This is a genomic window from Gordonia liuliyuniae (assembly GCF_021739025.1).
Classification (GTDB): Bacteria; Actinomycetota; Actinomycetes; order Mycobacteriales; family Mycobacteriaceae; genus Gordonia; species Gordonia liuliyuniae.
Window position 1 is genome coordinate 17,963 of the sequence record NZ_JAKKOT010000008.1, and the last position, 24,795, is coordinate 42,757.

Consider the following 24,795-nt stretch of genomic DNA (forward strand, 5'->3'; position numbering starts at 1 on the left):
CTCTAATAATTCTGGAGTCAAGGGTCGATGCTCAGCCGGCGGGGGCCGACCTCGTGGGTCTCGCTATCATTCGCCGGTGAACTGGGGCTTCTCCTTGTTGGCGAACGCACGCGGTCCGATCTTCGCGTCGGCCGATTTGAAGACGGACGCACCGAGATCGGCGTCGATCTTGAATGCCTCCTCCTCGTGCAGTCCTTCGGAGTCGCGGATGGTCTTGAGGATCGCCTGGACGGCGAGCGGTCCGTTCGCCGCGATCTGCTCGGCGATCTCGAGGGCCTTCTCGAGTGCGGTGCCGTCGGGCACCACGTAGCCGACCAGTCCGTACCGTTCGGCTTCGGTCGCGGTGATGTGGCGGCCGGTCAGCAGGATGTCGGCGGCGACGGTGTACGGGATCTGTCGGACCAGGCGCACTGCGCTGCCGCCCAGCGGGAACAGGCCCCACTTGGCTTCTGACACACCGAACTTCGCGCTCTCGGCGGCCACTCGAATGTCGGTGCCCTGCAGGATCTCGGTGCCCCCTGCGATAGCGGGGCCCTCGACCGCGGCGATCAGCGGTTTGGTGAGGCGGCGGCCCTTGAGGAGTGCGGGCAGCCGTGTCAGGTCCCAGCCGCCTTCGGCGAACTTGTCGCCGGGGGCCTTCTTGTTCATCGACTTGAGGTCGGCGCCCGCGCAGAAGTAGCCGCCCGCGCCGGTCAGAATCGCGACGCGGATGTCCGGATCGGCGTCCACCTGATCCCACGCCTGCTCCATGATCGACATCATCTCCGTGGAGAGCGCATTGCGTGCCTCGGGACGGTTCATTGTGACGATCAGGACGTGGCCGCGTTTCTCGACGAGGCACTCCGGTGCGGCGGTGTCGACTGTGCTCTGTTCGGGCATGTTTCCTCCGGTCTGGCGAATCCCTTGCCACGAACAGTAACACGTTCTAGTTTTGACGTATGGCCTTCACAATAGCCGACCTCATCGAGCATGCGGTCGACCTGATGCCCGACCGAATCGCTCTCGAATCGGGAGACGAGAGTCGGACCTACGCGCAGATGGAGGAGCGATCCAACGCGATCGCTCACACACTCGCCGAACTCGGCGTTCGACCGGGTGACAGAGTGGGTCTGTACAGCAGGAACACCATCGAGTCCGTCGAGGCCATGATCGCGATCTTCAAGATTCGCGCGGTCATGGTCAACGTCAACTACCGGTACGTGGAATCCGAGCTGGAACACATCATCGCCGACTCCGGGATGAAGGTCCTCATTCACGAGGAGCGGTACACCGGCCGGGTGTGCAACGTGTTATCGAAATCGGCATTCGACGTCACGGCTCGGATAGTGATCTCGACCCCGTTCGACCAGCAGGCGGCCGCGGTCGACCAGCCAGGTACACCGGCGCCCGGTGTCGCCGTCGTCGACTACGAGGACGCGATCGCCGACTCGTCGCACGAGCGAGACTTCGATCAACGCAGCGACGACGATCTCTACATCGTCTACACCGGCGGGACCACCGGAAAGCCGAAAGGCGTCGTCTGGCGTCAAGAGGACGTGTGGCGCGTCCTCGGCGGCGGCATCGACTGGTACACGGGCACACCCGTCGCCGACGAGTGGGAGCACGCCAAGACCGGAGCCGAAGGCGGACAACTCGTCCGCTTCCCGATCCCACCGTTCATCCACGGCGGCAGCCAGTGGGCCATCTTCCAATCGTTGTTCGCCGGCGGAAAGTCCGTCGTCTATCCGGACTTCGACCCCGCAGCCGTGTGGGAGGCCGTCGACAAGCACAAGGTGAACGTCATCTTCATCACCGGCGACGCCATGGGGCGACCGATGATCGAAGCGCTCGAAGCCGGTGAGTACGACACCTCGTCGATCGTGTCCGTGGCCTCGTCGGCCGCGCTGTTCTCGCCCGCGGTCAAAGAGCGGTACCTGGAGAAGTTCCCGAACGCGGTCGTTGTCGATGCCATCGGCTCCTCCGAGACCGGATTCGGCGGGATGGGCATGGCGGTCAAGGGCCAGAGCCGAGTGGGAGCGCCCACCGTGAAAGCGGACCCGAATACCCACGTGCTGCGTGCGGACGGCACCCGGATCCAGCCGGGCGACGACGAGACCGGCCGGCTCGCCCGCAGCGGCCACATTCCGCTGCGCTATCACAATGCGCCGGCCAAGAGCGCCGAGACGTTCGTCGAGTACGACGGAGTTAGGTACTCGCTGCCCGGCGACTTCGCGCGCCTCGAGCCGGACGGGACCATCACCATGCTCGGTCGCGGGTCGATGTCGATCAACACGGGCGGCGAGAAGGTGTTCCCGGAAGAGGTCGAGGCCGCGTTGAAGTCGCATCCCGACGTCTTCGACGTGAGTGTCGTCGGCGTGCCCGACGAGCGGTTCGGCCAACGTGTCGCCGCCGTCGTGGCCGCTCGCAACGGCGCGCGGCCGACGCTGCCTGAGCTAGGCGAGGTCGTCCGCGTCGTCCTGGCCGGATACAAGGCTCCGCGCAGCATCTGGTTCGTCGACGAGTTGAAGCGTTCACCCGCCGGGAAGCCGGACTACCGCTGGGCGGCAGACGTCGCGTCCTCGCGCGAGCCAGACGAATCCCTCTAAACCCTGCAGACGCAGCCCAAGAACGGACAAGGACAGAAATGAAGACGGATCTCAGTGAGAAGTTCGGTATCGAATACCCGATCTTCGGGTTCACTCCGAGTCAGCATGTAGCCGCCGCGATCAGCCGCGCAGGTGGCCTCGGGGTGCTCGGGTGCGTGCGGTTCAACGAAGCCGACGAGCTCGACGAAGTCCTCGAATGGATGCACGAGAACACCGATGGCAAGCCGTTCGGTGTCGATGTCGTGATGCCTGCCAAGATCCCGACCGAAGGCTCCAAAGTCGACCTGGACTCGATGATTCCGCCCGAGCATCGCGCGTTCGTGGAGCGGACGCTCGACGATCTCGGGGTGCCGCCCCTCCCCGGCGGGGGCGACCGCGTCAACACGGGGGTTCTCGGCTGGTTGCACTCGGTCGCGCGCTCGCACGTCGACATCGCGATGGAGCACGCCCGTAAGTACGGACAGATCAAGTTGATCGCGAACGCGCTCGGGTCGCCGCCGGACGACGTCATCGCGATCGCGCACGACAACGGTGTGCAGGTCGCGGCGCTGGCGGGTGCGAAGGAGCATGCACTCAGTCATGTGAACGCGGGCGTCGACATCGTGATCGCGCAGGGCTACGAGGGCGGCGGCCACACCGGGGAGGTCACGTCGATGATCCTGTGGCCCGACCTCGTCGACGCGCTCGGTGATCGGGCGCCGGTCCTCGCTGCGGGCGGCGTCGGCAGCGGGAGGCAGATGGCCGCTGCCATCGCGCTCGGCGCGCAGGGCGTGTGGATGGGCACCTACTGGCTGACGGCGGCCGAGTACGACTTGGGTGCGACCGGCGACGGCCCGTCGACGGTTCAACAGGCGCTGCTCGCCGCGACCTCGCGCGACACCGTTCGACGTCGCATCTACTCGGGGAAGCCCGCACGTCTCCTCAAGACCAAGTGGACCGATGCGTGGGACGCGGCGAACGCGCCCGAGCCGCTGCCGATGCCGCTGCAGAACCTGCTCGTGGGAGAGGCGCACGCCCGCATCTCTCTCGCCGACGATCCCGGTGTCGTCGCGATGCCCGCCGGCCAGATCGTCGGGCGGTGCAATGCGATCACACCGGTCGACGAACTGATCGACGGGCTGGTCTCCGAGTACAAGGAGGCGGCGGCTAGGATCGCGGCGACGCTGTCCGACGGTTGAGCGAACTCGACTACTGCATGCCGTAGCGGCGCCTGAACCGCTCGACGCGGCCCTCCGAGTCCATGACGCGCTGCGCGCCTGTCCAGAACGGGTGCGAATCGCTCGTCACATCGACGACGATGAGCGGATGGCTGTTTCCATCCGACCAGTCGACGGTGTTCTCGGAGGTCGCCGTCGACCGCGTCAGGAACTCTTTGCCGGTCGCCGCGTCACGGAAGACGACCGGGTGGTAATCGGGGTGGATTCCGGATTTCATAGTTGCTCTCCTTCTGGTCTCGACTCCGCTCGAGAGGCGGATGACGATTCGGTTCGGTCGGTCGGGGATTCCATGTCGTCGCACGGGTCGCGGTGGGCGTGCCCGAACGGCGAGGGCAGTGACGTGATGTAGGCCTGGCCGCGTGCGAGTTCGTCGTCGGTCACCAGCGCATCTGCGAGTGCGCGACGAACGTCGCCAGGATCGGCGCGGTGGCACAGGACGGTCAGCGCGGTGTGTCGGTCGCCGTGCTCACGATCCCATCGCAGCGAGGCCAGGACCCGGTGCTCGGGGTCGATGTTCGAATGGTCGTCGACGCACGCCAACCAGGTGCCGACGTGCCGGATCGACAGTCCGCCGCCCGCTGACTCGAGCCACATGACGTCGTCCGGGTCGGACGCGAACCACATCCGTCCGCGGGCGGTCACCACGCCCTCGAGCAGTACGTCGAGGCTGTCGTGGAGCCGTTCGGGATGGAACGGGCGGTCGGCCTCGAACGACACGAGCTGTACGCCGCAGTCCTCGTCGAGGTCGGGTCCGCCGGCGAGCAACGGGTCGAAAGGCTGCGTCGGACGACCATGCGGCGTGCCCGGGGTCATGGCGTCGATCGATCCGTCGACGACCGCCCGTGTGAGCGCCTGCTGGCTGTTGAGTGTGCGCATGCCCGCCGCAGGTGCGAGCCGCAGCAGCACGGCGTGCAGACGCGCGAGATCGTATGCGCTCTCGACTCCGTCGGCGCCGTCGATGACGATCGCGTCCGCGAAGCGGACCTGTGCGACGGCGATCTGGGACAGCGTCCGCTCATCGTCGGGTTCGGTCGCACCCTCCTCGATCACACCCGCTTCGGCGAGTGTCGCGTCGCCGGTCGCGTCGTCGAGCCAACTCCTCGCGTCGATCCCGCACAGCGTCGCAGATATCTCTACGTCCGCAGACGCCGGGCCGGGGGCGACGTCGGGCGCCTCGACGACGGTACTGCCGATCTCGACGGCCAACCGCTCGGGTTCGACCATGGGATCGAGCAGGACGACGATCTGTCGAACGTCGGGGTCGCGGTGCAGGGTGCGCAACATCGGCAGCAGATCCAAGCGCAGCGTGCACGACACACAACCGTGCTCGAGATCGATGTCGTCGATGCTGAGCGTGTCGACGCCGTCGAGCGACATGCGGTGCTCGACGCGTGTCACTCGCCCCGCGGCGACGTCACGCAAGTCGTGCGAGACGACCGTCGTACCTGCGCTCAACATCGTGTAGGCGATGCGTGCGCTGATGGTCCGGTCCAGGCCTGCGACCAGCGTCACCGGGGTGCGGTGCGTCGCGTCGGACATGTGGACTCCTTCGTCTCGATCCCGTACTAATGAACACGATTTCCGTTTGAATAATTCCGACTGTAGCGTGGCGAACGCATTTAATGCGAATCGTTTTCGATAAGAAGGAGTGCATGTGTCCGCCGAATGCCAAGTCACCGGGAGGGTTCCCGGGTTCGGGAAGCAGGTCTCGCACTCGCATCGACGCACGTCACGGCAGTGGCGGCCGAACATCCAGCGCAAGACGTACTGGGTTCCGTCGCTCGGACGGCGCGTCACGCTGCGAGTGTCCGCGGCCGGAATCAAGACGATCGACCGCGATGGGATCGACGCCGTCGTCGCACGCGTCAAAGCTGCGGGGCACTAGATGAGCAAGAGCACCGACATACGGCCCATCGTGAAGCTCAAGTCCACTGCCGGGACCGGCTACACGTATGTGACTCGCAAGAACCGTCGGAACGACCCGGACCGACTCGTGTTGCGCAAGTACGACCCGGTGGTCCGCCGCCACGTCGAATTCAAGGAGGAGCGCTGATGGCCAAGAAGTCCAAGATCGTGAAGGAGCAACGACGCCGCGGAGTCTCCCGTGTTCGATTCCGGTCCATGGCCCACCGCGGCGAACTCCCCGGCATCACGAAGGCGAGCTGGTGATGGCGAAACCGAAGAAGCCGAACAGGACTGGTAATCCGAACAGGGTTGGAGTCAAGCGTCGCACGGCCGATCCGACTCTGACGTTCGACTACAAAGACACCGCGACGCTGCGCCGCTTCCTCACTGAACGCGGCCGCATCCGTGCGCGTGCCCTCACCGGGCTGACACCGCAGCAGCAACGGCAGCTCGCGACGGCCGTCCGGAATGCGCGGGAGATGGCTCTGCTCCCATTCTGATCGAGCGGTGCGACGCGGCTCGTCAGGCGTGCCAGGTCGGATCGCCCAGCGATGTGACCAGGGCTGAACGGGCGGTCTTGAAGGTCGCGGTCTGCGGGAGGGTGGCGACGAGCCAGACGCGGGTCGGCCGCTGTTTGGGGCTGAGATCGGTCTGAGCGTCGAGGAACGACTCGAACTCGGCACGGTCGAGTCCGTCGGCGACGAGGACGGCTCCGACGGCGTCGCCGATCTCCGTGGGGACACCGATCACGACGGCATCGCAGACGCACGGATGCCTGCGGAGGATCGTTTCGATCGGACGCGTGCCGAGATTCTCGCCGTCGACGCGCAGCCAGTCGCCGATGCGTCCGGCGAAGTGAACGTAGTCGGCGTCGTCCACCCAGCCGAGGTCTCCGGTGCGGTACACGCCGCCGCGCATGCGTTCGGCGGTCGCCGCATCGTCACCGTAGTAGCCGTCGAACAGGCCGGGCCCCGACGTGTTCACGATCTCGCCGACCACGCCGGGGGCGACCGGGTCGAGCGTGTCGGGGTCGACCACCGCGACCGGAGCGGTCAGCGGGCCGAGCGCATCGTCCGGGGTGTCCGGTGTCCGCGAGATCGAGACACCGGATTCCGTCGACCCGAAGCCGTCGACGACGCGCGCACCGAAACGGCGCGCGAACTCGGCGCGGTCGACGGCCGACGCCTCGTTGCCGTACATGATGCGCAGCGACGTCGTCGCGTCGTCGGGGCGCTCGGCAGTGGCGAGAATGTAGTGCAGCGGCTGGCCGACATAGTTGGCGAAGGTGACACAGTAGCGGCGGACGTCGTCGCCGAACCCGCGTGCGGAGAAGCGCGGCGCTATCGCGAGCGAGCATCGCGCCGCCGCGGCGACCGACCATCCGGCGATCAGTGCGTTCGAGTGGAACATCGGCATCGACACATAGGCGACGTCCTCGGGGCCCATCGTGAACCGGTGGGCGAGCATGGCGCCTGGTGCCGCGAACTTCCGTTGACTGCATCGGACCGCCTTCGGGTCGCCGGTGGTGCCCGAAGTGAAGATGAGCATCACCAGGTCCTGCGGGTGGGTCTCGACCGGTACGAAGTCGTCCGGTGCGGCAGCAGCAACCGCGGACGTCCATTCGGCCGAGGACACGTCGATCACGCGGGCGTCGGGAACATCGCCCAGCAGTGGCGCGGTCTCGGGAGAGACCAGGATCAGTTGGCAGTCGGCACGCACCGCGTCCGCGACGAGAGGCTCGCCTCGTCGCGTCGAGTTGAGGCCGACGAGTACGAATCCGCCGAGCGCGGCCGCGGCGAACAGCCTCGAGAAGTCGATGCCGTTGCCCAGCAGGACGCCGACGTGGCGCGGCCGCTCATCGTCGAGCATCGAATCGGCGACCGCGGCGTACCGGCGGGCGTCGGCGAGATGGTCACGCCATGACGTGAACTCGCCGTGAAACCAGACGCCCTGGTCGTCGACCTCCGCCAACGGCGCGAGCAACCGGCCGAGCGTGACCGCATCGGTGACCGTCGGCGCAGTCACCGCGCGGCCAGCATTGCGCCGAGCTCGCCGAGAACCACCGGAGCAGCGCCGTAGGTGAACTCGTTCTGCTTGGCGCGCAGGAAGAATCGGTGCACAGGGTGGGAGGTGTCGAGTCCGACGCCGCCATGCACGTGCACCGTCGTATGTGCGACGCGGTGGCCCGCGTCCGCGGTCCAGAAGGCTGCCGTGTCGACCGCTGCGGTCGCCTCGGCGTCGTCCGTCTCGGCTGCGCCGGACAGCAGCCACGCGGCCTGGGTGACGGTCAACGAGAGTGCCTGCACGTCGATGTAGTCGTCGGCCAGGCGTTGCGCGACCGCCTGGAACGAACCGATCTTGCGTCCGAACTGTTCGCGTTCGCGGGCGTACTCGGCGGTCGCGGCGAGTGCACCCGCCACCACACCAGCCTGGTCTGCCGCCAGCCCGAGGCGCAGCAGGTCCCGAGCACGCGCCGCGGTGGTCGAACCACCGTCGAGGACGGTGCCTGCCGCGCCGTCGAAGACCACCGTGTACACCGGGGTCAGACCGCTCGTCGGGGTCTCGGTGACAGTGACGCCTGCCGTGCCGTCGACCACGACCACGACCGTGCCGTCCGCGCCCGCCGCGGTCACCAGGAGAGCATCGGCGGCCTCCGCGTACGGCACGTTGAGCTTGGTTCCGGTCACCGCGCCATCCGCGGACACGGTGGTCGACGGTGCGAGCAGGTCGAAGCCCAGATCCTCTTCGACGGCCGCTGAGATCACCGCGTCGCCGGTGACCGCCTTGCCGAGCAGATCGCGCACGGCGTCGCCGCCGTACGCGGCCAGCAGCGGCACCGCTGCCACCGCGTGCTGCGGGTACGGCACCCGGGCCAGGGCGCGGCCGAGAGCGGTGGCGACCGCGGTGGTCTCCATCGTCGTCAGATCGGCTCCGCCGTCTCCGACGAGGTCGGACGGCGCCGCCAGTCCGAGCAGGCCCGCATTCGCGATCTCACGCCACAGGTCGGCGTCGATCGCCGCGTGAGCGGTCTCGAGTTCTGCGGTGCGCTCGCCGGTCGCGAGTCGTGTGGTGATGTCGGTGGTGAGGCCGGTCAGGTCGCTCGCGGCCTCGGTGAGAGTGAAGTCCATGTCGATGTTCCTTTGAGGGTCAGCGTCGGGCGGGCGGAAGGCCGAGGGCGAGCATGCCGATGATGTCGCGTTGGATCTCGTTGGTTCCGCCGCCGAACGTGAGGATCAGCGACGTCCGCGCGAAGCGTTCCAGGCGGCCTTGCAGATGTGCGCCGACCGAGCCCTGGCGCAGAGTCGCCGCCGGGCCGGTCACCTCCATCAGCAGGCGGTACGCCTCGGTGGCGAACTCCGTGCCGAACACCTTCGTTGCCGATGCGTCCGCGGGCGAGGGCGAGCCGCCCTGCGCGGCGATCGAAGCGATCTTCCAGTTGACGAGCTTGAGGAACTCGACCTTCGCATGCACGCGCGCCAGGTTCGACTGAACCCAACTGACGTCGATGAGCTTGCCGCCGCCGTACGGTTGCTGCCGCGCGAACGCCAGGGTCTCGTTGAGCGCGGTCTGGATCGGAGCGGCGCTGCACAGTGCGACCCGCTCGTGGTTGAGCTGGTTGGTGATGAGCGACCAGCCTCCGCCTTCCTCGCCGACGATCGAACTCGTCGGAACGCGCACGTCCTGGTAGTAGGTAGCGCTCGTGTCGACACCGGACATCGTGTGGACCGGGGTGTACGAGAACCCCTGTGCCGCAGTCGGGACCACCAGCATCGAGATGCTCTTGTGCTTGCTCGGGCGCTTCCCCGACTCGCTGTCCGCGTTCGCATCGGCGCCCGAATCGGTTCGGCAGGCCAGCCACACGTAGTCGGCGTAGGGAATGAGGCTCGTCCACATCTTCTGGCCGTTGATGACGTACTCGTCACCGTCGCGCACCGCGGTGGTGCGCAGTGACGCGAGATCGGTGCCCGCGCCCGGCTCCGAGTATCCGATCGAGAAGTGCAGTTCCCCCGCAGCGATCTTCGGCAGGAAGAACTCCTTCTGCTCGGGCGTCCCGTAGTGCATGATCGTCGGCGCCACCGAATTGATCGTGAGGAACGGGACCGGCGCACCCGCGATCGCCGCTTCGTCGGTGAAGATCAACTGGTCCATCATCGACCGGTTCGCGCCGCCGAACTCGGTCGGCCAGCCGAGCGCGAGCCACCCGTCGGCGCCCATCTGGCGGACGACGTCGCGGTAGGCGTCTCCTTCGCCGATCTCCCCGTCTCCGCCGGTCAGGGCCGCACGGCGTTCCGGAGTCATGAGGTCGCTAAAGTAGGAGCGCAACTCGCGGCGCAGCTCCTCCTGCTCGGCTGTGTACGCGATGCGCATGGGTAGTTCTCCTGCGATCCTCGAGACGCTTGCGCGCCGGTATGGTTGGCTACTTCTGTAACACGTTCTAACGTGAAAGTGCCGAGCCCGTCAACCAGCGGGCAGGGGACCTCGAGGAGGATGCAATGCGAGTCAAGTGCGATTTCGACCTGTGCGAGTCGAACGCGGTGTGTGTGGGCATGGCGCCCGACGTGTTCGACCTGGACGATCAGGATTACCTGGTGATTCTCGATGAGGATCTGCCTGAGTCCCGAGCGGAGGAGATGCGGCAGGTTGTCGCGTCGTGTCCGCGCTCGGCGCTGTCGATCGAGTGATCGAAGTCCGGTCTGCGTCAAGGTATTTCAAGAGATGCTGGCCGATTTGTTAGAACATGTTCTAGTGTGAGTCGCGGTGTAAGACGATCGGCGCCGTCAGGCGCGACGCGGAGAAGGGTTTGCAGAGTGGGCGGAACGTTAGAGGGCAAGGTGGCTGTCGTCACCGGTGCCGGAGGTGGTCTCGGGCGGGCCGAAGCCATCGGGTTGGCGGCGGACGGGGCGACGGTCATCGTCAATGACCTCGACCGCGCACTGGATGCGAGCGACGTCTTCGACGTCATCTCGTCGGCGGGCGGCTCGGCCGTCCGTGTGGCGGGTGATATCTCCGACGCGGCGACAGCGCGGGAGATCATGCGTACCGCCACTGAGGATCTCGGTGGGCTCGACGTCGTGATGAGCAATGCCGGGATCACGCGCGACACGATGCTCTTCAATATGTCCGACGACGAGTGGGACCTCGTACTGAACGTCCATCTGCGCGGTCACTTCCTGCTCAACCGGAACGCAGCCGCGCATTGGCGTGCGACGTCGAAGGCCGCGGGTGCGCCCGTCTACGGGCGACTCGTCAACACGTCATCGGAGGCTGGTCTTCTCGGCCCGGCCGGCCAGGCGAACTACGGTGCGGCTAAAGCGGGTATCACCGCGTTGACTCTGTCGGCCTCGCGGGCGCTGTCGCGGTACGGGGTCACGGCCAACGCGATCTGCCCGCGCGCGCGTACCGCCATGACGGCGAGCGTCTTCGGTGACGCGCCAGACGGGGGAGTCGATCCGCTGTCGCCCGAGCATGTCGTCGCACTGGTGCGATACCTTGCGAGCCCGGAAGCGCAGAACGTCTCAGGACAGGTCTTCGTCGTCTACGGACCGAAAGTCACTCTGATGGCCGCGCCGACGATCCGCGAAGTGTTCGAGGCCGACGGTGACGAGTGGACTCCCGAGGCGCTCGCCGGATCGTTGTCGCCGTACTTCGCCTCGCCCGCAGGGAAAGAGACATTCTCGGCGTCCGAGTTGATGGATTAGGGCGGATAGTCCGGTGAATCGTCGATGTCGAATAGTGCCACTGAAGTGTCGGCCGCCCATGATAGGTTGCCTTCACCGGTGGGAGGAGGGGACTTGCTAACCAGGCTGGCTGCTCCGATGAACGGCGTCGGCGACTTCGTGGCACTGGCTGTCGAAGCTGCTAGAGAGCTCTTCCGCCGACCATTCCAATTCCGCGAGACGGTCGAGCAGTCGTGGGCGATCGCCCGGGTCTCGTTGGTGCCGACACTTCTTGTTGCCATCCCGTTCACCGTTCTTGTCAGTTTCACGTTGAACATCCTGCTTCGCGAAATCGGGGCCCAAGACTTGTCCGGCGCGGGCGCAGCACTCGGCACCATCACGCAGATCGGGCCGATCGTGACGGTGCTCATCGTTGCCGGCGCCGGCGCCACCGCGATCTGCGCCGACCTCGGTGCGCGGACCATTCGCGAAGAGATCGACGCGATGCGCGTACTCGGCATCAATCCGATCCACCGGCTCGTCGTGCCACGTGTGGTCGCTTCGACCGGTGTCGCGCTGCTGCTCAACGGCCTGGTCTGCACGATCGGCATCGCGGGCGGCTTCGTGTTCTCGGTGTATCTGCAAGACGTGAACCCGGGTGCGTTCATCGCCAACTTGACTCTGCTCACCGGACTCGGCGAACTCGTCATCTCAATGATCAAAGCCGCGCTGTTCGGCCTGTTCGCGGGCCTCGTGGGCTGCTATCGCGGACTGAATGTGAAGGGCGGAGCCAAGGGTGTCGGCGACGCGGTGAACGAGACGGTCGTCTACTCGTTCATGGCGTTGTTCGTCGTCAACGTGGTTGTGACCGCGGTCGGACTGAAAGTGACGATGGGCTGAGATGGTACTTCCGGGAACTACACGACTCCTCACCGCTCGTGTCGCGATCAAGCGTGCGGGCGAGGACTGGAACAAGATCGGCGACCAGGCCCTCTTCTACTGGGATTCGATCATCTCGATCCCGCGGGCACTGCGCCTGTATAAGAAGGAGACGCTGCGCCTGATCGCCGAGATCTCGATGGGCACCGGCGCGCTCGCCATGATCGGCGGCACCGTCGTCGTCGTCGGCTTCCTGACGCTGTTCACCGGCGGCACCATCGCCGTCCAGGGCTACAGCTCGCTCGCCAACATTGGCGTGGAGGCGTTGACCGGCTTCTTCTCCGCGTTCATCAACGTCCGCATCGCGGTTCCCGTGATCGCGGGCATCGGGTTGGCGGCGACCATCGGCGCCGGTGCCACAGCGCAGCTGGGCGCGATGAGAGTGAGCGAGGAGATCGACGCGCTGGAAGTGATGGCCATATCGTCCATCCCGTTCCTGGTCAGTACGCGAATCGTCGCGGGCCTCGTCGCGATCATCCCGCTCTACTCGCTCGCCGCCCTCGCGTCGTTCATCGCGAGCCGGTTCGCGACCGTGTTCCTGTACGGACAGTCCGGCGGCGTCTACGACCACTACTTCTCGACGTTCTTGATCCCGTCGGACATCCTCTGGTCGTTCGTACAGGCCATCTGTATGGCGGTCGCGGTCATGCTGATCCACACGTACTACGGCTTCAACGCGTCCGGCGGCCCCGTCGGTGTCGGCGTAGCTGTGGGCAACGCGGTCCGGGCGTCGCTGGTCGTGGTCGTCGTCATCACCCTCCTCACGTCGCTCGCCATCTACGGCTCCGACGGCAACTTCAACTTGGCCGGGTGAGTGGACATGGCCTATAAAGCTCGTGGAAACGGTGTGCGCAAGCTAGCCGCGACGATCATGGTCGGTTCTCTCGTCGTCATCGTCGCGCTCGCCGCCGGACAGTTCCTCGGCTGGTTCCAGGACACGAAATCGGTGACGTTGTTCGCGCCGCGCGCCGGGCTCGTGATGAACCCCGACGCTAAAGTGAAACTTCGGGGCGTCACCGTGGGGCGCGTCGCGAGTGTCCGAGAGGTCGGCGACCAGGCCGAGCTCAAACTCGACATGGACGCGGGGCAGTTGTCGTCGATTCCCGCGAACGTTCGCGCCGACATCAAATCGAACACCGTCTTCGGGGCCAAAGCGGTCAACCTGGTGGTTCCCGCGGACGGCGCGCGCGGCGCCCTCACCGCAGGCACCGAGATCAAAGCCGACCACGTCGTGGTCGAACTCAACACCGTGTACCAGCAGCTCGTCGGACTGCTCGCGAAGACCGAGCCCGACAAGATGAATGTGGTCCTCGGTGCGGTCGACGACGCTCTGTCCGGACGCGGCAAGCAGATCGGCGACGCACTCGTCCAGCTGAACCAGGTCCTCGGCAAGACCAACCAGAATCTGCCCGAACTGAACCGCCTGTTCGACGAGGCGGCCGGCGTGACGAACGTGTACGCAGACGTGATGCCCGACCTGATGCGGACCGTCGACAACGCGACCGTAGTCGGTAACACCCTGGTGGAGAATTCGTCGAACCTGGACAGTCTGCTGATCAACGTCACCGGTATGGCTCGCAGCGGCAACGGTGTGCTCAGCAAGAGCAAGAAGGATTTGATGAGCACGCTCAGCGACCTGAACCCGGTCACCAAGCTGCTCGGCTATCAGGCTCCGGGTCTGCGGTGCTTCATCACCGCAGCCAGCGATGCCGCCGATGTGGCGGTACCGTTCCTCGGCGGCCGTAACGGGATGCTCCTGCTCGACGCGGCGATCATTCCCGGCCAGGACCCGTACCGGTATCCGCAGGATCTGCCCGAAGTCGGCGGCAACGGGCCGCCGACCTGCCAGGGCGGACTCTCCGACATCACCTCCAAGGAGAAGGTCCCGTTCTACGTGATCGACAACGCCGAGCAGCCCTACCAGCCGCGCACCACTCCCAAGGTGCAGTCGGCGAAGCTTTTCGACCTGCTGTTCGGGGGTACACCTCGTGGATAAACGCGCACGCGCGTTCCGCGCGACAATCATCAAACTCGGTACGTTCGTCGTGGTCATGCTGCTGGTGATGGCCGGCCTGGTGATCGTGTTCAGCAAGTACCAGAGCGGTGGAAGCAATACGTATTCGGCGATGTTCGCGAGTGCGTCAGCGATGAAGTCGGGCAGTGCTGTGAAGATCGCGGGCATAGACGTCGGCACGGTGCAGGGCATCGACCTGACCGAGGACAACCTGGCTCATGTCGAGTTCACCGTGAACGAGAACTACCGGCTCCCCGAATCGGCGCGGGCACTCGTCCGCTACGAGAACCTCACCGGCGACCGATACCTTGAGGTTCAGCCGGGCGACGGCGACCTCAACTCGGCGATGGCCCCCGGGGGCGAGATCCCGATCGAACGGACCCAGCCGGCGCTCGACCTTGACAAACTGCTGGGTGGCTTCAAACCACTGTTCCGCACGATGAACGCAGACGAGGTCAACAAGCTCTCCTCGGCTCTCATCGCGGTGTTCCAAGGGCAGGGCGGCTCGCTCAACACACTGCTTGCGAACACGGCGTCGTTCACGAACGAGATCGCCGACCGCGACAAGCTGATCGGCAGTGTCATCGACAACTTGAACACGACGCTCGGCACGCTCGAGGCCGACCACCAGGGGCTCGACGAGAGCGTCGACCGGATGCAGCAGCTGATCAGCGGGCTGGCGGACGACAAGAGTGTGATCGGCCGGGCGATCGACGAGAGCGCCTCCGCCACCACCGGTCTCGCCGATCTGATGGGGGCGATCCGGCCCGACACGAAGAAGGCGCTGAGCGCACTCGGCACGACGTCCGGAAACGCGATGAAGGCCGAACCGTTCATCCGGGACCTGCTGTCCCGTCTGCCCGGCGACTTCAAGAAGCTGTCGAACCTCGGCAGTTACGGTTCGTGGCTGCAGATCTACTTCTGCCGGATCCGACTGCTGATGCCCGGGCCCGGCAATACCCAGTATTACTTCACCGCCATCGACGCGATGGGCGATAAGTCGCAGGGCGGGAGGTGTTCGGTATGAGTGAAGCGCAGACTCCGGATCGCCGGACCAAGCGGTCGAAGGCGTCGGTCGGCGTGATCGGTGTGCTGGTCGCCGCGATGCTCGTCATCAGCGCGCTCCAACTGGACCGCCTGCCGTTTCTGTCGCAGATCAGCACCTACGACGTGTACTTCGAGGATGCCGGCGGGCTGGGCTCCGGCGACGTGGTGATGGTCGCGGGCATCGAGGTCGGCAAGGTCGAGGGGCTGTCCCTGGAACACACCGACGAGGGCATGCGCGCGCGCATCAAGTTCCGTCTCAACGACACCGTGGTGCTCGGTGAGCGATCGCGCGCTGCGATCAAGACCGAGACGGTGCTGGGACGTCGCAACCTGACCTTGACCCCGCTCGGCGAGGGGCGCATCGAACCGGGCGAGTCGATCCCAGTGGAGGCCACCGAGTCGCCATACACGCTGACCGACGCGCTCGACGAGGCGACGAGCACCCTGCAGGAGACCGACACCGACCAGCTCAACAAGGCGCTGTCGACCATGTCGGACACGTTCGCCAAAACTCCCGACAACGTGCAGGGCGCAGTCGAGGGGGTCGGCCGACTGTCCAAGGCGATGGCCGATCGCGATAATGCGCTCAACGAACTGCTCGATCGGGCTCGCGGCGTCACCGACATCGTCGGCAAACGAAGCAAGGAGATCCGACAGATGCTCCTCGACGCCAACTCGCTGCTCGGCGAACTGCAGATGCGGCGAGCAGCGATCCGGGAACTGATCAGCGGCACCCGGGACGTCGCGGCCGAGATCACCGGGTTCGTCAACGACAACGAGGAGCAATTGAGCCCGGTCCTCGACAAGTTCAACGGTGTACTCGACATCCTCAACGACAACGAGGACAACTTCAGCAAGGCCATCGACAACCTGGGGCCGTACGCGAACATCCTCGGTGAGGCAGTCAGCTCCGGGCCGTACTTCTCGTCGCTGGTCGGCCTGCCGACGTTCGGCGACTACATGGGCACGTTCATGAAGGTGATGCAGCGCAAGTACCCGGAAGCCGCCAAGTACTTCTACGACTTCTCTGGAAACCCGATCTTCTTGAAGAACTGGAAGCAGGGGCCGAACGCGGGAGCGCCCGACATCCCGCGCGAGACGCCCAAGCGCACATATCCGACTCCGGCGGCGCCGACGACGTCGACGCCGAAGCCGAACGGAGGACGCTGACATGAGTAACACCCGTCGTGTATGGGCGATCGTCGCCGCGATCGTCGTCCTGGTCCTAATCGCGGGCGGCGTCTGGTTCGGTGTGCAGCGCGCGACCACGCGCACCGTGACCGCCTACTTCCAGACGGTGTCCAGCCTGTTCGAGGGCGACTCGGTGCGTGTCATCGGCGTCCCGATCGGAAAGGTCTCCTCCATCGAACCGCGGGAAGGTGACGTCAAGGTCGTGATGCGCTTGGACAACGACGTGCCGCTCCCGGAAGATGTGCGTGCGGTCATCGTCGCGCAGTCGTTGGTGTCGGGGCGCTTCGTCCAACTCAGCCCCGGATACTCGACGGGACCCGAGTTGAACGGCGACGCAGACATCCCGATGGAGCGGACCGCTGTCCCGATGGAATGGGACGATGTGAAGAAGCAACTGTCTGAGCTGACTGAGGCGATCGGCCCGGAGGGCGCCGACAAGGGGACTGCGGCGCGTGCCGTCGACGTGATCGGAGACAATCTCGACGGCAACGGCGCGGCCATCGCAGAGTCGATCAAGCAGATGTCCTCGGTGATGGGCACCCTGTCGGAGAACCGGGGCGACGTGTTCAGCGCGGTCAAGAGCTTGCAGAAGTTGACTGAGGAACTGTCGACGAGCCACGAGCAGATCGTGCAGTTCAACGGCCGCATGGAATCGGTGAGCCAGGTGATCGCGGGCAGCAGCCGTGCGATGGGCGACGCGATGACCAACCTCAATGAAGCCATCGGTGAACTCGAAGGCTTCCTCGGCGAGAACAGCTCGACCGTCGTCTCGACCGTGGACCGGCTGTCCCAGCTGACCGCGACCCTCAAGAAGAAGGACGAGCAGGTACAGGGGCTGCTGCATTCGGCTCCGACCCAGTTGGCGAACTTCTTCAACATCTACAACCCGTTGACCGGTGCGCTCGACGGCGTGTTCGGCCTCGGCATGGGCAACAACCTGATCTCTCTGCTGTGCGGCAGCCTGGAGGCGACCAAGCGTCCTGGTGACACCGCGGCCGACGTCGAGGAGTGTGTCGATCTCGTCGCGCCGATCATGAAGGAGGTCGTCGTCAACTTTCCTCCGTTCATGGCCAACCCGGTGATCGGTCGGGCCGCGATGCCGGACCAGATCACCTATCAGAACGCGAGTGTCCGGGCCAGAGCACGGCAGGGCGTCGTCGAACGCGACGAGATCAGCCGCAAGGCTGCTCCCGACCCGCTCGCGAATCTGCTCGTACCGTTCGGAGGCGAACGATGACGCGCTCTCGCACACGGGTCACTGCGCTCGTCGCAGGCGTCCTCCTGCTCGCCCCCGTCACCGCGTGTGGGATGGAGCCGATCTCGACGCTCTCGTCGATCGGCGCCGCGGGCACCGGCGACGGCGCCTACACGATCACCGCGCTGATTCCGACGGCGGCGGGGCTCGTCCGTAATGCGCCCGTCATGATCAAGGATGCGACAGTCGGCAGTGTCAGCGACATCGAGATCAAGGACTGGAGCGCCGAGATCACGCTGCGGCTGGAGAAGGGCGTCAAAGTCCAGACGGGTTCGCACGCGATGATCGGGATGACGAGCGTGCTCGGTTCCTCGCACATCGCGATCGTCGAGCCAGACGAGCCGACTGGCAAGTATCTCTCGGCGGGCGGACGTCTCTCGTTGCCGAACTGTCCCGAGCAGGACAACATCGCCGCGCCGAAGGGCAAGCCGGTCGCCGACATCAACTCGGCTCAGCAGGTCGATCCCTGCATGTACCCGACCACCGAGCAGGTGCTGAGTTCGCTGTCGGTCGTCCTCAACGGCGGCGGCCTCTCTCAGGTCGGCGACGTGGTGCACGAGCTGAGCCAGGTTTTCGGCGACAACGACGACGAATTGCGAACCCTGGTCCCGAGGTTGAACACTCTGGTCAAGGATTTGAACGGGCAGACCGGAAACATCATCTCGGCCATGGAGGGCATGGATCGGTTGACAGCTGCGATCAACGATCAGACTCCAACGGTGGAGCGCGCTCTCGATTCGGCGCCGGAGATCCTTCAACTCCTCGTAGACCAGCGGAAGAATCTGACGACGGCACTCGACAACGTCGGAAACCTCTCGTCGACGGTCAACAGCATCCTCGACGAGAACAGCAAGGACATCAAGACGATCGTGCCGAATCTGCGCAAGGTGCTCGAGCAGTTGGCGCAGACTGGCCCCGCGCTGACGAACTCGCTGCGGATACTGCTGACGTTCCCGTTCGTGGAAGAGAAGATTCCGCAGATCGTCAAGGGTGACTACGTCAACTCCGACCTCGTCCTCGACCTGACCTGGAGCCGACTCAACAAGACGATGGTCGCGTCGGTGACCACCGGCCCCGAAGGCGTCGTCGGCAAGCCTGCGGCGGGTGCGAAGCGGGGAACGAACCCGTTCACGTCGCCGTTGACGCCGGGGATCATGACGCCCAAGCGCAAGGATCCCGACAACCCGACGCCAGCTGAACTCAACCGGGGCACGACCAAGAAGACGCCGAGCAGCACGACGAAGAAGACGCCGAGCAGCACGACGAAGAAGAGTGGGGCCAACTGATGAAGATCACCGGCTTCGTCCGCATGCAGCTCATCATCTTCAGCATCGTCTCCATCGTCTCGCTGGTCGCTGTCGCGGTGTTCTACATCCGCATTCCGCAGATGTTCGGCCTCGGCTCGTTCGACGTGTCAGTGGCGATGCCGACGACGGGCGGGCTGTACCAGAACGCGAACGTCAGCTTCCGCGGCGTCAACGTCGGCAAGGTCAGCAGCGTGAAGCTGACCAGCGACGGTGTCGTCGCTGACCTGACGATCGACTCGGGTACCGAGATCCCGGAGAATTCGGCTGCCGCCATCCGCAGTGTGTCCGCGATCGGCGAGCAGTTCGTCGAATTCACCCCGCCGGAGGATCCGTCGGGCACCGTGTTGACGGGCGGCTCGAAGGTGAAGACCGACGACGTGCCGGTCGAGATCTCGACGATGCTCGATCAGGCCGACGCATTGCTCGCCGAGGTCGGGGACACCCGGATCCGCGAAGTCATGGACGAAGCGTTCACCGCGTTCAACGGAACCGCCGACGATCTGTCTCGACTGATGGACTCGATGGTCTTGTTCGTCGGTGCGTTCCACAAGAATATCGATGTCGCCGTCGACCTGGTGAAGCAGGCCGGCCCGCTGCTCGCGACGCAGAACCGGACCGCGTCGCAGATCCGTGGCTGGACGACCGACCTCACGACGGTCACCGACCAGTTGCGGGCCAGCAAGCCGGATATCACCGACATTCTCGCCAAGGGGCCCGGCGTCGCGAACCAAGCGCAGGACCTGTTCGACGACATGGGCCCGAGCTTCATCTCCGGCATGGCGAATCTGAAGGTCTCCGCGCAGACGCTGCGCATCTATCTGCCGAATCTGCGACAGACCGTTGTGTTGTATCCGCGTGTGTTGTCGGCGCTGATCACGGCGGTCAACACCGGTTCCAGCAGGCATGGTGCGAATGTCAGTTTCGGGCTCGGATTCCAGGATCCGCCGACGTGCACCGTCGGTTTCGTGCCGCCGTCCGAATGGCGTTTCCCCTCGGCGACGACGGCGCAGGATCTGCCGCCGGGCATGCTCTGCCGGTTGCCGCAGGACGCGCAGTCCTCGGTCCGTGGTGCTCGAAACTTTCCGTGCGTGGAGTTCCCCGGTCGTCGTGCGCCGACGCCGGAAGAGTGTCGGACGGGGTATGTGCCGTCCGATCGCGACAACGTCGCACTTCCGAACGGCTTCCCGGGGACGGATCTGCCGAAGCAGCCGGCCGGCCACGTCGTCCCCGGCACCCCTGCCGATCATGACCCGACGCCCGCCACCTACGGCACGACGTACGATCCGGAGACGGGCAAGTTCATCGGACCCGACGGTAAGCAGTACTCGACGCAGTACGGCACCGACAACAGCAACCAGAAGAAGAAATGGTACGAACTGATCACGAAGACGGTGGAGTCCTGAGGTCCCCGGGCTCAGGTCCAGACGAGGGCTCAGGTCCAGACGCGGGCCCAGGCCCAGACGACGACGCGCAGAAGGCCGCGGTCAAACGGACGAGTCCACTCGCTCGTCGGCGGAAGCCCGGCAAGAAGGACGCTGCCGAACCCGACGAGACGGCGCGCGCCGACGAGACGCAGGCAGACGCTGAGGCGTCCGAGGCCGATCCGGCGCCGAAACCGGCAGATGCCGCAGATGAACCCGCAGTGTCGGCCGATGACCGGACTCGGGGAGTCTCTTACCGGGACCGCCGTCCGTCCGTCAAGGCTCCGGTCGGGTCGGGGAGGTCATCGTCGAGCACGGTGATGATTGCCGTCGCCGGCGCGCTCGGGGTGATCGTTCTCGTCGCGGCCGTCGTCTTGAGCGCGGTCTTCGCGACGGCGTCGGCGAGTATCGACGACAAGCGTGAGCTACGTGCCGAGTACGACCAGTTCGCACAGCAGGTGGTCGTCAAACTGACCACGCTCAACAAAGACAATGCCGACGACATGCTCGACTTCATGAACAAGCACACGAGTGGTCGTGCGCTGCAGGAGATGCGCGAGTCGATGAAACAAGCGACCGACCTGATCCGGGAAGACGATATGAAGACGAAGACCACGGTCGTCGCGTCGGCAGTGGAGAAGGCCGACGAGGACACGGGGTCGGTACTCGTCGTGTTCGTGTGGGAGAGCACTGCGCCCGAAGCTCCGGACAAGCCCGTCATCGAGACGTTCCGATCGCGCATCGACATCACGCGGATCAACGACGACATGAAACTGACGAACTACGAGTGGGTGGGCTGATGAGCGGGAAGTTGCGTTTGCTTCTGGCCGGTGCCGGGGTGCTGCTCGTGGCGGCCGTCGCAGCAGCCGTCTTCACCGGTGTCCGCTACTGGACCATGAACGCCGAGGAGGATGCGCGCGAGTCCGCGCTCGCGTCCGCGCAGGAATACACCGTCACGATGTTTGGCCGCAATCCGAAGACGGTGTCGGACAACATCAACGAGACGATGGGATTCCTGACGGGTTCGGCCAAGCAGGAGATGCAGAAGAACGTCACCGAGTACAAGATCGTCGACGGCGTGAAGAAGGACAAGATCGTCGCCGTCGCCAAGGTCGAGGGCGCGGGCGTAATGGAGAACACACGCGACACGGCGAAGGTCTTGGTCTATCTGAACCTGTCGACGTCGCGGAACACGAACGAGGAAGAAGTCCAGATCGACCAGAGCCGGATCGTCTACGACATGGTCAAACGGGACGGCAAGTGGTTGATCTCGGCCATCGACATCCTCACGGACGACTCGCTGTCCTCCCGGGTGCAGCAGTCCGACGGGGCGGCCCCGTCAGGGGCGGTTCCGATTCCGGCGCCGTCCAGCCCGGCGCCCCAGACTCAGGCGCCAGAGACTCAGGCCCCAGGGACCCAGGACCCAGGGAGCCCGTGAGTCGACAGCCCACGGGCTGAGGCAGTAGGGCGGTGGGCGCACGTAGAAAAGGAGCGTATCGAGACCGATGGTCTCGATACGCTCCCGGTGTCTTCCGGCCCGGAGGTGTTCTCTGGCCGAGAGGCTAACTGCTCGTGTAGCCCATCGGCATGACGACGGCCTTGTGCTCGAGGTAGCTCTCGAGGCCTTCCTTGCCGTTCTCGCGTCCGATGCCGGACTTCTTGTAGCCGCCGAACGGCGACGCCGGGTCGATCGAGTACCAGTTGATGCCGAAGGTGCCGGTACGCACCTGTCGGGCGACGTCGAGGCCCTTGTCGATGTCCTGCGTCCACACTGAACCGGCGAGACCGTAATCGGAGTCGTTGGCGATGGCGATCGCCTCATCGACGTCGTCGTAGGCGATGACGCTGATGACCGGCCCGAAGATCTCTTCGCGAGCGATCGTCATGTCGTTGGTGACTCCGGTGAAGATCGTCGGTCCGATGAAGTTGCCTGTGGGTGCGGGGACTTCGAGGACCGCGGTGGCGCCTTCCGCTTTCCCCTTGGCGATGTACCCGGACACCTTCTCGTGCTGCTTGTCGTTGATGATCGGGCCGACCTTGGTCTCCGGATCGTCCGGCATGCCGGGGGTGAAGGTGGACGCGACGGCGACCATGGCGTCCACGATCTCGTCATGGCGCGAGCGGGGGACGAGCACGCGAGTCTGAGCGACGCACGCCTGTCCCGCGTTGAGCAGACCGGAGAAGATCAACATGGGGGCACTGGCTTCGATGTCGGCGTCGTCGAGGACGATGGCCGCCGACTTGCCGCCGAGTTCCAGCGAGTACCGCTTGAGCTGTTCGCCGCAGCGCGACGCGATCTGCTGGCCCGCCCTTGTCGATCCGGTGAACGTGATCTTGTCGACCTCCGGATGCTCGACGAGTGCCTGCCCGGTCTCGACACCGCCCGGAACGATCGAGATGACGCCTTCGGGGACGCCCGCCTCGGTGAAGATCTCGGCGAGCACGTTCGCGTTGAGCGGTGTCTCGGGTGCCGGCTTGAGGACGATGGAGCAGCCGGCGGCGAGAGCGGGGCCGAACTTGTTACAGAAAAGGAAGAGGGGAACGTTCCAGGCGATGATGGCGCCGACGACCCCGACGGGCTCGTGGATGACCCGGGTCTCGCCGAAGATCCCCGTCCGGGTCTCCTCCCACGTGTACTGGTCGGCAGCGTCCGCGTATGCCGACAGGCACGCGGTGCCCGCGAACTGCTGGATGGTCGCTACATCACCCGGGGTGGCGCCCATCTCGGCGGAGAGGAGCGTCGCCAGCTCGGTGCCGCGCTCGTTGATCAACTCGACGGCGCGCCGGATAACCGCAGCTCGTTGCGCTGGCGGAGTGTTGCGCCACACCCCGGAATCGAAGGATTCGCGGGCGGCGCGGACGGCGCTGTCGACGTCGGTCGCGTCGGAGTTCGGAACCGACCCGACCTTATCCCCCGTTGCGGGCGAGAAGACGTCGAGCACTTCCGTGGAGTGCGGGTCCACCCACTTCCCGCCGATGTACAGCTTGGTGGTCTCGATCGGGTCGGTCATGCGTGCTCCTGAGGTATCGAGGGTTTTCCTCGATACTAGAGCACGATGTAGAACACGTTCTAGAAGTTGTCGCTACGGATTGCCTCAGGCACTCGGTTTGACGTCGATCACGACGTCGAACTCGAGAAGGTCGGCACCCGTCGCGACGGGCTTCTTCTCACTCTTGTGGGCAGCACGTGCATCGCCGCCGGCCCACGCGTTGAAGCTCTCCTCGTCCTCCCACTGGGTGACGACGAAGTACCGGTCGTCGCCCTTCGTCGGACGTAGAAGCTGGAAGCCGAGGAATCCTGCGGCGCCGTCGACGGTGCCCGCGCGAGCACCGAAGCGCTTCTCGAGCTCGGCGCCTGCGCCTTCGGGGACACTGATTGCGTTGATCTTCACAATTGCCATGAACCCGAGGCTACGCGCGCACGGCGGGAAGCCGATAGGGTCGTTCGTTGTGACTCCGGACCCGACCGCCTCGTCGCCGACCTCAGACGTCGGGCTTCTCGATCACGGCGGCCTCGATGTCGCGGACGGTGGATTCGGCGCGATCGTCCTGGTGCACGGGCTGATGGGTCGCGGACGCACGTGGCGGCGACAGGTGCCGTGGCTGCGTCGATACGGCCGCGTGTTCACTTTCGACGCGGCGAACCATCAGGGGGCCGACGCGGTCGATCCCTCCGACGTGTCGACCGAGCGCTTCGTCGCCGACCTCGCCGAGACGATCACCTGGATCGACCGGGGACCCGCAGTCCTCATCGGGCACTCGATGGGCGGGCTGCATTCGTGGTGCACGGCGGCGGCGTATCCGGAACTGGTGTCGGCTCTCGTCGTCGAAGACATGGCTCCGGACTTCCGTGGTCGGACGACGGGCGCGTGGACGCCGTGGTTCAGTACGTGGCCCGACCAGTTCCCCGATGAGTCCGCCGCGGTGGAGATGTTCGGCGAGATCGCCGGCCGCTACTTCTACGAGGCGTTCGACGACGGCCGTCTGCACGGTTCGATCCCCGTGTGGGCAGACATCGCCGAAGAGTGGGGTGGCCGCCACTTCTGGGACGAATGGGATGCCGTCGAGGTGCCTGCGCTGCTGCTGGAGGCCGGTTTCTCGGTGACGCCGCCCGGGCAGATGGCCGAGATGGCCCGTCGTCGACCGGGGTCGGTGCACCTTCGGGTGGACGGTGCCGGGCATCTCCTGCACGACGACGCCCCGGGCGTCTTCCGTGGCGCCGTCGAAGCCTTCCTCAGCGAGTATGTCTAGTGCGGG

At 65.5% G+C, this 24,795-nt stretch carries 26 protein-coding genes and 1 pseudogene; 19 read left to right on the top strand and 8 right to left on the bottom strand.

What is annotated here, in order from left to right; all coding sequences use genetic code 11:
• Nucleotides 1-66 precede the first annotated feature (66 nt).
• Nucleotides 67-879 (bottom strand): crotonase/enoyl-CoA hydratase family protein, encoded by an 813-nt coding sequence (locus L5G28_RS17310; RefSeq protein ID WP_237002618.1) that lies wholly within the window; start codon nucleotides 877-879, stop codon nucleotides 67-69.
• Nucleotides 880-938: 59 nt separating this feature from the next.
• Between L5G28_RS17310 and L5G28_RS17315 the strand changes: the two genes are divergently transcribed.
• Nucleotides 939-2,585, top strand: a complete 1,647-nt coding sequence (locus L5G28_RS17315) for an acyl-CoA synthetase (protein ID WP_237002619.1) — start codon at nucleotides 939-941, stop codon at nucleotides 2,583-2,585.
• Between the two features lie 38 nt (nucleotides 2,586-2,623).
• On the top strand, nucleotides 2,624-3,763 hold the full coding sequence (locus tag L5G28_RS17320; RefSeq protein ID WP_237002620.1) for an NAD(P)H-dependent flavin oxidoreductase: 1,140 nt from the start codon (nucleotides 2,624-2,626) through the stop codon (nucleotides 3,761-3,763).
• Between the two features lie 10 nt (nucleotides 3,764-3,773).
• Here the strand turns inward: L5G28_RS17320 and L5G28_RS17325 are convergent, their stop codons facing one another.
• The gene (locus L5G28_RS17325; RefSeq protein WP_237002621.1) at nucleotides 3,774-4,019 is read right to left on the bottom strand and encodes a type B 50S ribosomal protein L31; all 246 of its coding nucleotides are present in this window, start codon (nucleotides 4,017-4,019) and stop codon (nucleotides 3,774-3,776) included.
• On the bottom strand, nucleotides 4,016-5,341 hold the full coding sequence (gene mrf, locus L5G28_RS17330) for a ribosome hibernation factor-recruiting GTPase MRF (RefSeq protein ID WP_237002622.1): 1,326 nt from the start codon (nucleotides 5,339-5,341) through the stop codon (nucleotides 4,016-4,018). The genes L5G28_RS17325 and mrf overlap by 4 nt, the downstream gene beginning before the upstream one ends.
• A 115-nt stretch (nucleotides 5,342-5,456) precedes the next feature.
• On the opposite strand from mrf, the gene rpmB reads away from it, so the two are divergent.
• The 4 genes and pseudogenes from rpmB to rpsR all read left to right on the top strand — a co-directional run bounded on the left by rpmB (nucleotide 5,457) and on the right by rpsR (nucleotide 6,207).
• Nucleotides 5,457-5,687 carry a 50S ribosomal protein L28 gene (gene rpmB / locus L5G28_RS17335; RefSeq protein WP_237002623.1) on the top strand — a complete coding sequence of 77 codons (231 nt, stop codon included), beginning with the start codon at nucleotides 5,457-5,459 and terminating at the stop codon, nucleotides 5,685-5,687.
• Nucleotides 5,688-5,855: a 50S ribosomal protein L33 gene (rpmG, locus tag L5G28_RS17340; protein WP_236998828.1), complete on the top strand. Its 168-nt coding sequence runs from the start codon at nucleotides 5,688-5,690 to the stop codon at nucleotides 5,853-5,855.
• Between the two features lie 32 nt (nucleotides 5,856-5,887).
• Nucleotides 5,888-5,971: pseudogene (locus L5G28_RS17345) on the top strand (30S ribosomal protein S14); the annotation flags it as partial.
• Nucleotides 5,971-6,207 (top strand): 30S ribosomal protein S18, encoded by a 237-nt coding sequence (rpsR, locus tag L5G28_RS17350; protein ID WP_237002624.1) that lies wholly within the window; start codon nucleotides 5,971-5,973, stop codon nucleotides 6,205-6,207. The pseudogene L5G28_RS17345 and the gene rpsR, both read left to right, overlap by 1 nt.
• A gap of 22 nt (nucleotides 6,208-6,229) precedes the next feature.
• On the opposite strand, the gene L5G28_RS17355 is transcribed toward rpsR, so the two are convergent.
• From L5G28_RS17355 to L5G28_RS17365, 3 genes are read right to left on the bottom strand one after another with little or no spacing between them, the layout of a single operon-like run.
• The gene (locus L5G28_RS17355; RefSeq protein WP_237002625.1) at nucleotides 6,230-7,732 is read right to left on the bottom strand and encodes an AMP-binding protein; all 1,503 of its coding nucleotides are present in this window, start codon (nucleotides 7,730-7,732) and stop codon (nucleotides 6,230-6,232) included.
• Complete coding sequence (locus L5G28_RS17360) at nucleotides 7,729-8,835, bottom strand: acyl-CoA dehydrogenase family protein (protein ID WP_237002626.1); 1,107 nt, start codon at nucleotides 8,833-8,835, stop codon at nucleotides 7,729-7,731. The genes L5G28_RS17355 and L5G28_RS17360 overlap by 4 nt, the downstream gene beginning before the upstream one ends.
• 19 nt (nucleotides 8,836-8,854) lie before the next feature.
• Complete coding sequence (locus L5G28_RS17365) at nucleotides 8,855-10,075, bottom strand: acyl-CoA dehydrogenase family protein (RefSeq protein ID WP_237002627.1); 1,221 nt, start codon at nucleotides 10,073-10,075, stop codon at nucleotides 8,855-8,857.
• 125 nt (nucleotides 10,076-10,200) lie between these two features.
• On the opposite strand from L5G28_RS17365, the gene L5G28_RS17370 reads away from it, so the two are divergent.
• From L5G28_RS17370 to L5G28_RS17425, 12 genes are all read left to right on the top strand, one after another.
• Nucleotides 10,201-10,389: a ferredoxin gene (locus L5G28_RS17370; protein WP_237002628.1), complete on the top strand. Its 189-nt coding sequence runs from the start codon at nucleotides 10,201-10,203 to the stop codon at nucleotides 10,387-10,389.
• A 126-nt stretch (nucleotides 10,390-10,515) separates the two neighbouring features.
• A complete protein-coding gene (locus L5G28_RS17375) occupies nucleotides 10,516-11,406 on the top strand; it encodes a 3-oxoacyl-ACP reductase (RefSeq protein ID WP_237002629.1) in 891 nt (296 codons plus the stop codon).
• Between the two features lie 93 nt (nucleotides 11,407-11,499).
• Nucleotides 11,500-12,264 carry an MlaE family ABC transporter permease gene (locus L5G28_RS17380; protein ID WP_237002630.1) on the top strand — a complete coding sequence of 255 codons (765 nt, stop codon included), beginning with the start codon at nucleotides 11,500-11,502 and terminating at the stop codon, nucleotides 12,262-12,264.
• Between the two features lies 1 nt (nucleotide 12,265).
• A complete protein-coding gene (locus L5G28_RS17385; RefSeq protein ID WP_236998837.1) occupies nucleotides 12,266-13,117 on the top strand; it encodes an MlaE family ABC transporter permease in 852 nt (283 codons plus the stop codon).
• Between the two features lie 6 nt (nucleotides 13,118-13,123).
• Nucleotides 13,124-14,299 (top strand): MCE family protein, encoded by a 1,176-nt coding sequence (locus L5G28_RS17390; RefSeq protein WP_237002631.1) that lies wholly within the window; start codon nucleotides 13,124-13,126, stop codon nucleotides 14,297-14,299.
• Nucleotides 14,292-15,344, top strand: a complete 1,053-nt coding sequence (locus tag L5G28_RS17395) for an MCE family protein (RefSeq protein ID WP_237002632.1) — start codon at nucleotides 14,292-14,294, stop codon at nucleotides 15,342-15,344. The genes L5G28_RS17390 and L5G28_RS17395 overlap by 8 nt, the downstream gene beginning before the upstream one ends.
• The gene (locus tag L5G28_RS17400; protein ID WP_237002633.1) at nucleotides 15,341-16,534 is read left to right on the top strand and encodes an MCE family protein; all 1,194 of its coding nucleotides are present in this window, start codon (nucleotides 15,341-15,343) and stop codon (nucleotides 16,532-16,534) included. The genes L5G28_RS17395 and L5G28_RS17400 overlap by 4 nt, the downstream gene beginning before the upstream one ends.
• Nucleotide 16,535: 1 nt before the next feature.
• On the top strand, nucleotides 16,536-17,792 hold the full coding sequence (locus tag L5G28_RS17405) for an MCE family protein (RefSeq protein WP_237002634.1): 1,257 nt from the start codon (nucleotides 16,536-16,538) through the stop codon (nucleotides 17,790-17,792).
• Entirely contained in the window at nucleotides 17,789-19,096 is a 1,308-nt protein-coding gene (locus tag L5G28_RS17410) for an MlaD family protein (protein WP_237002635.1), read from the top strand. Before L5G28_RS17405 ends, L5G28_RS17410 begins: the two co-directional genes overlap by 4 nt.
• Nucleotides 19,096-20,520, top strand: coding sequence for an MCE family protein (locus L5G28_RS17415; protein WP_237002636.1), 1,425 nt, complete (start codon nucleotides 19,096-19,098; stop codon nucleotides 20,518-20,520). The genes L5G28_RS17410 and L5G28_RS17415 overlap by 1 nt, the downstream gene beginning before the upstream one ends.
• Entirely contained in the window at nucleotides 20,484-21,338 is an 855-nt protein-coding gene (locus tag L5G28_RS17420) for an Rv1363c family protein (RefSeq protein WP_237002637.1), read from the top strand. Before L5G28_RS17415 ends, L5G28_RS17420 begins: the two co-directional genes overlap by 37 nt.
• Nucleotides 21,338-21,976, top strand: a complete 639-nt coding sequence (locus L5G28_RS17425; protein ID WP_237002638.1) for a hypothetical protein — start codon at nucleotides 21,338-21,340, stop codon at nucleotides 21,974-21,976. Before L5G28_RS17420 ends, L5G28_RS17425 begins: the two co-directional genes overlap by 1 nt.
• A gap of 124 nt (nucleotides 21,977-22,100) precedes the next feature.
• On the opposite strand, the gene L5G28_RS17430 is transcribed toward L5G28_RS17425, so the two are convergent.
• Nucleotides 22,101-23,549 (bottom strand): aldehyde dehydrogenase, encoded by a 1,449-nt coding sequence (locus tag L5G28_RS17430; RefSeq protein ID WP_237002639.1) that lies wholly within the window; start codon nucleotides 23,547-23,549, stop codon nucleotides 22,101-22,103.
• 84 nt (nucleotides 23,550-23,633) lie between these two features.
• Entirely contained in the window at nucleotides 23,634-23,939 is a 306-nt protein-coding gene (locus L5G28_RS17435; protein ID WP_236998847.1) for an antibiotic biosynthesis monooxygenase family protein, read from the bottom strand.
• A 49-nt stretch (nucleotides 23,940-23,988) separates the two neighbouring features.
• Between L5G28_RS17435 and L5G28_RS17440 the strand changes: the two genes are divergently transcribed.
• The gene (locus L5G28_RS17440) at nucleotides 23,989-24,789 is read left to right on the top strand and encodes an alpha/beta fold hydrolase (RefSeq protein ID WP_237002640.1); all 801 of its coding nucleotides are present in this window, start codon (nucleotides 23,989-23,991) and stop codon (nucleotides 24,787-24,789) included.
• Nucleotides 24,790-24,795: the final 6 nt, after the last annotated feature.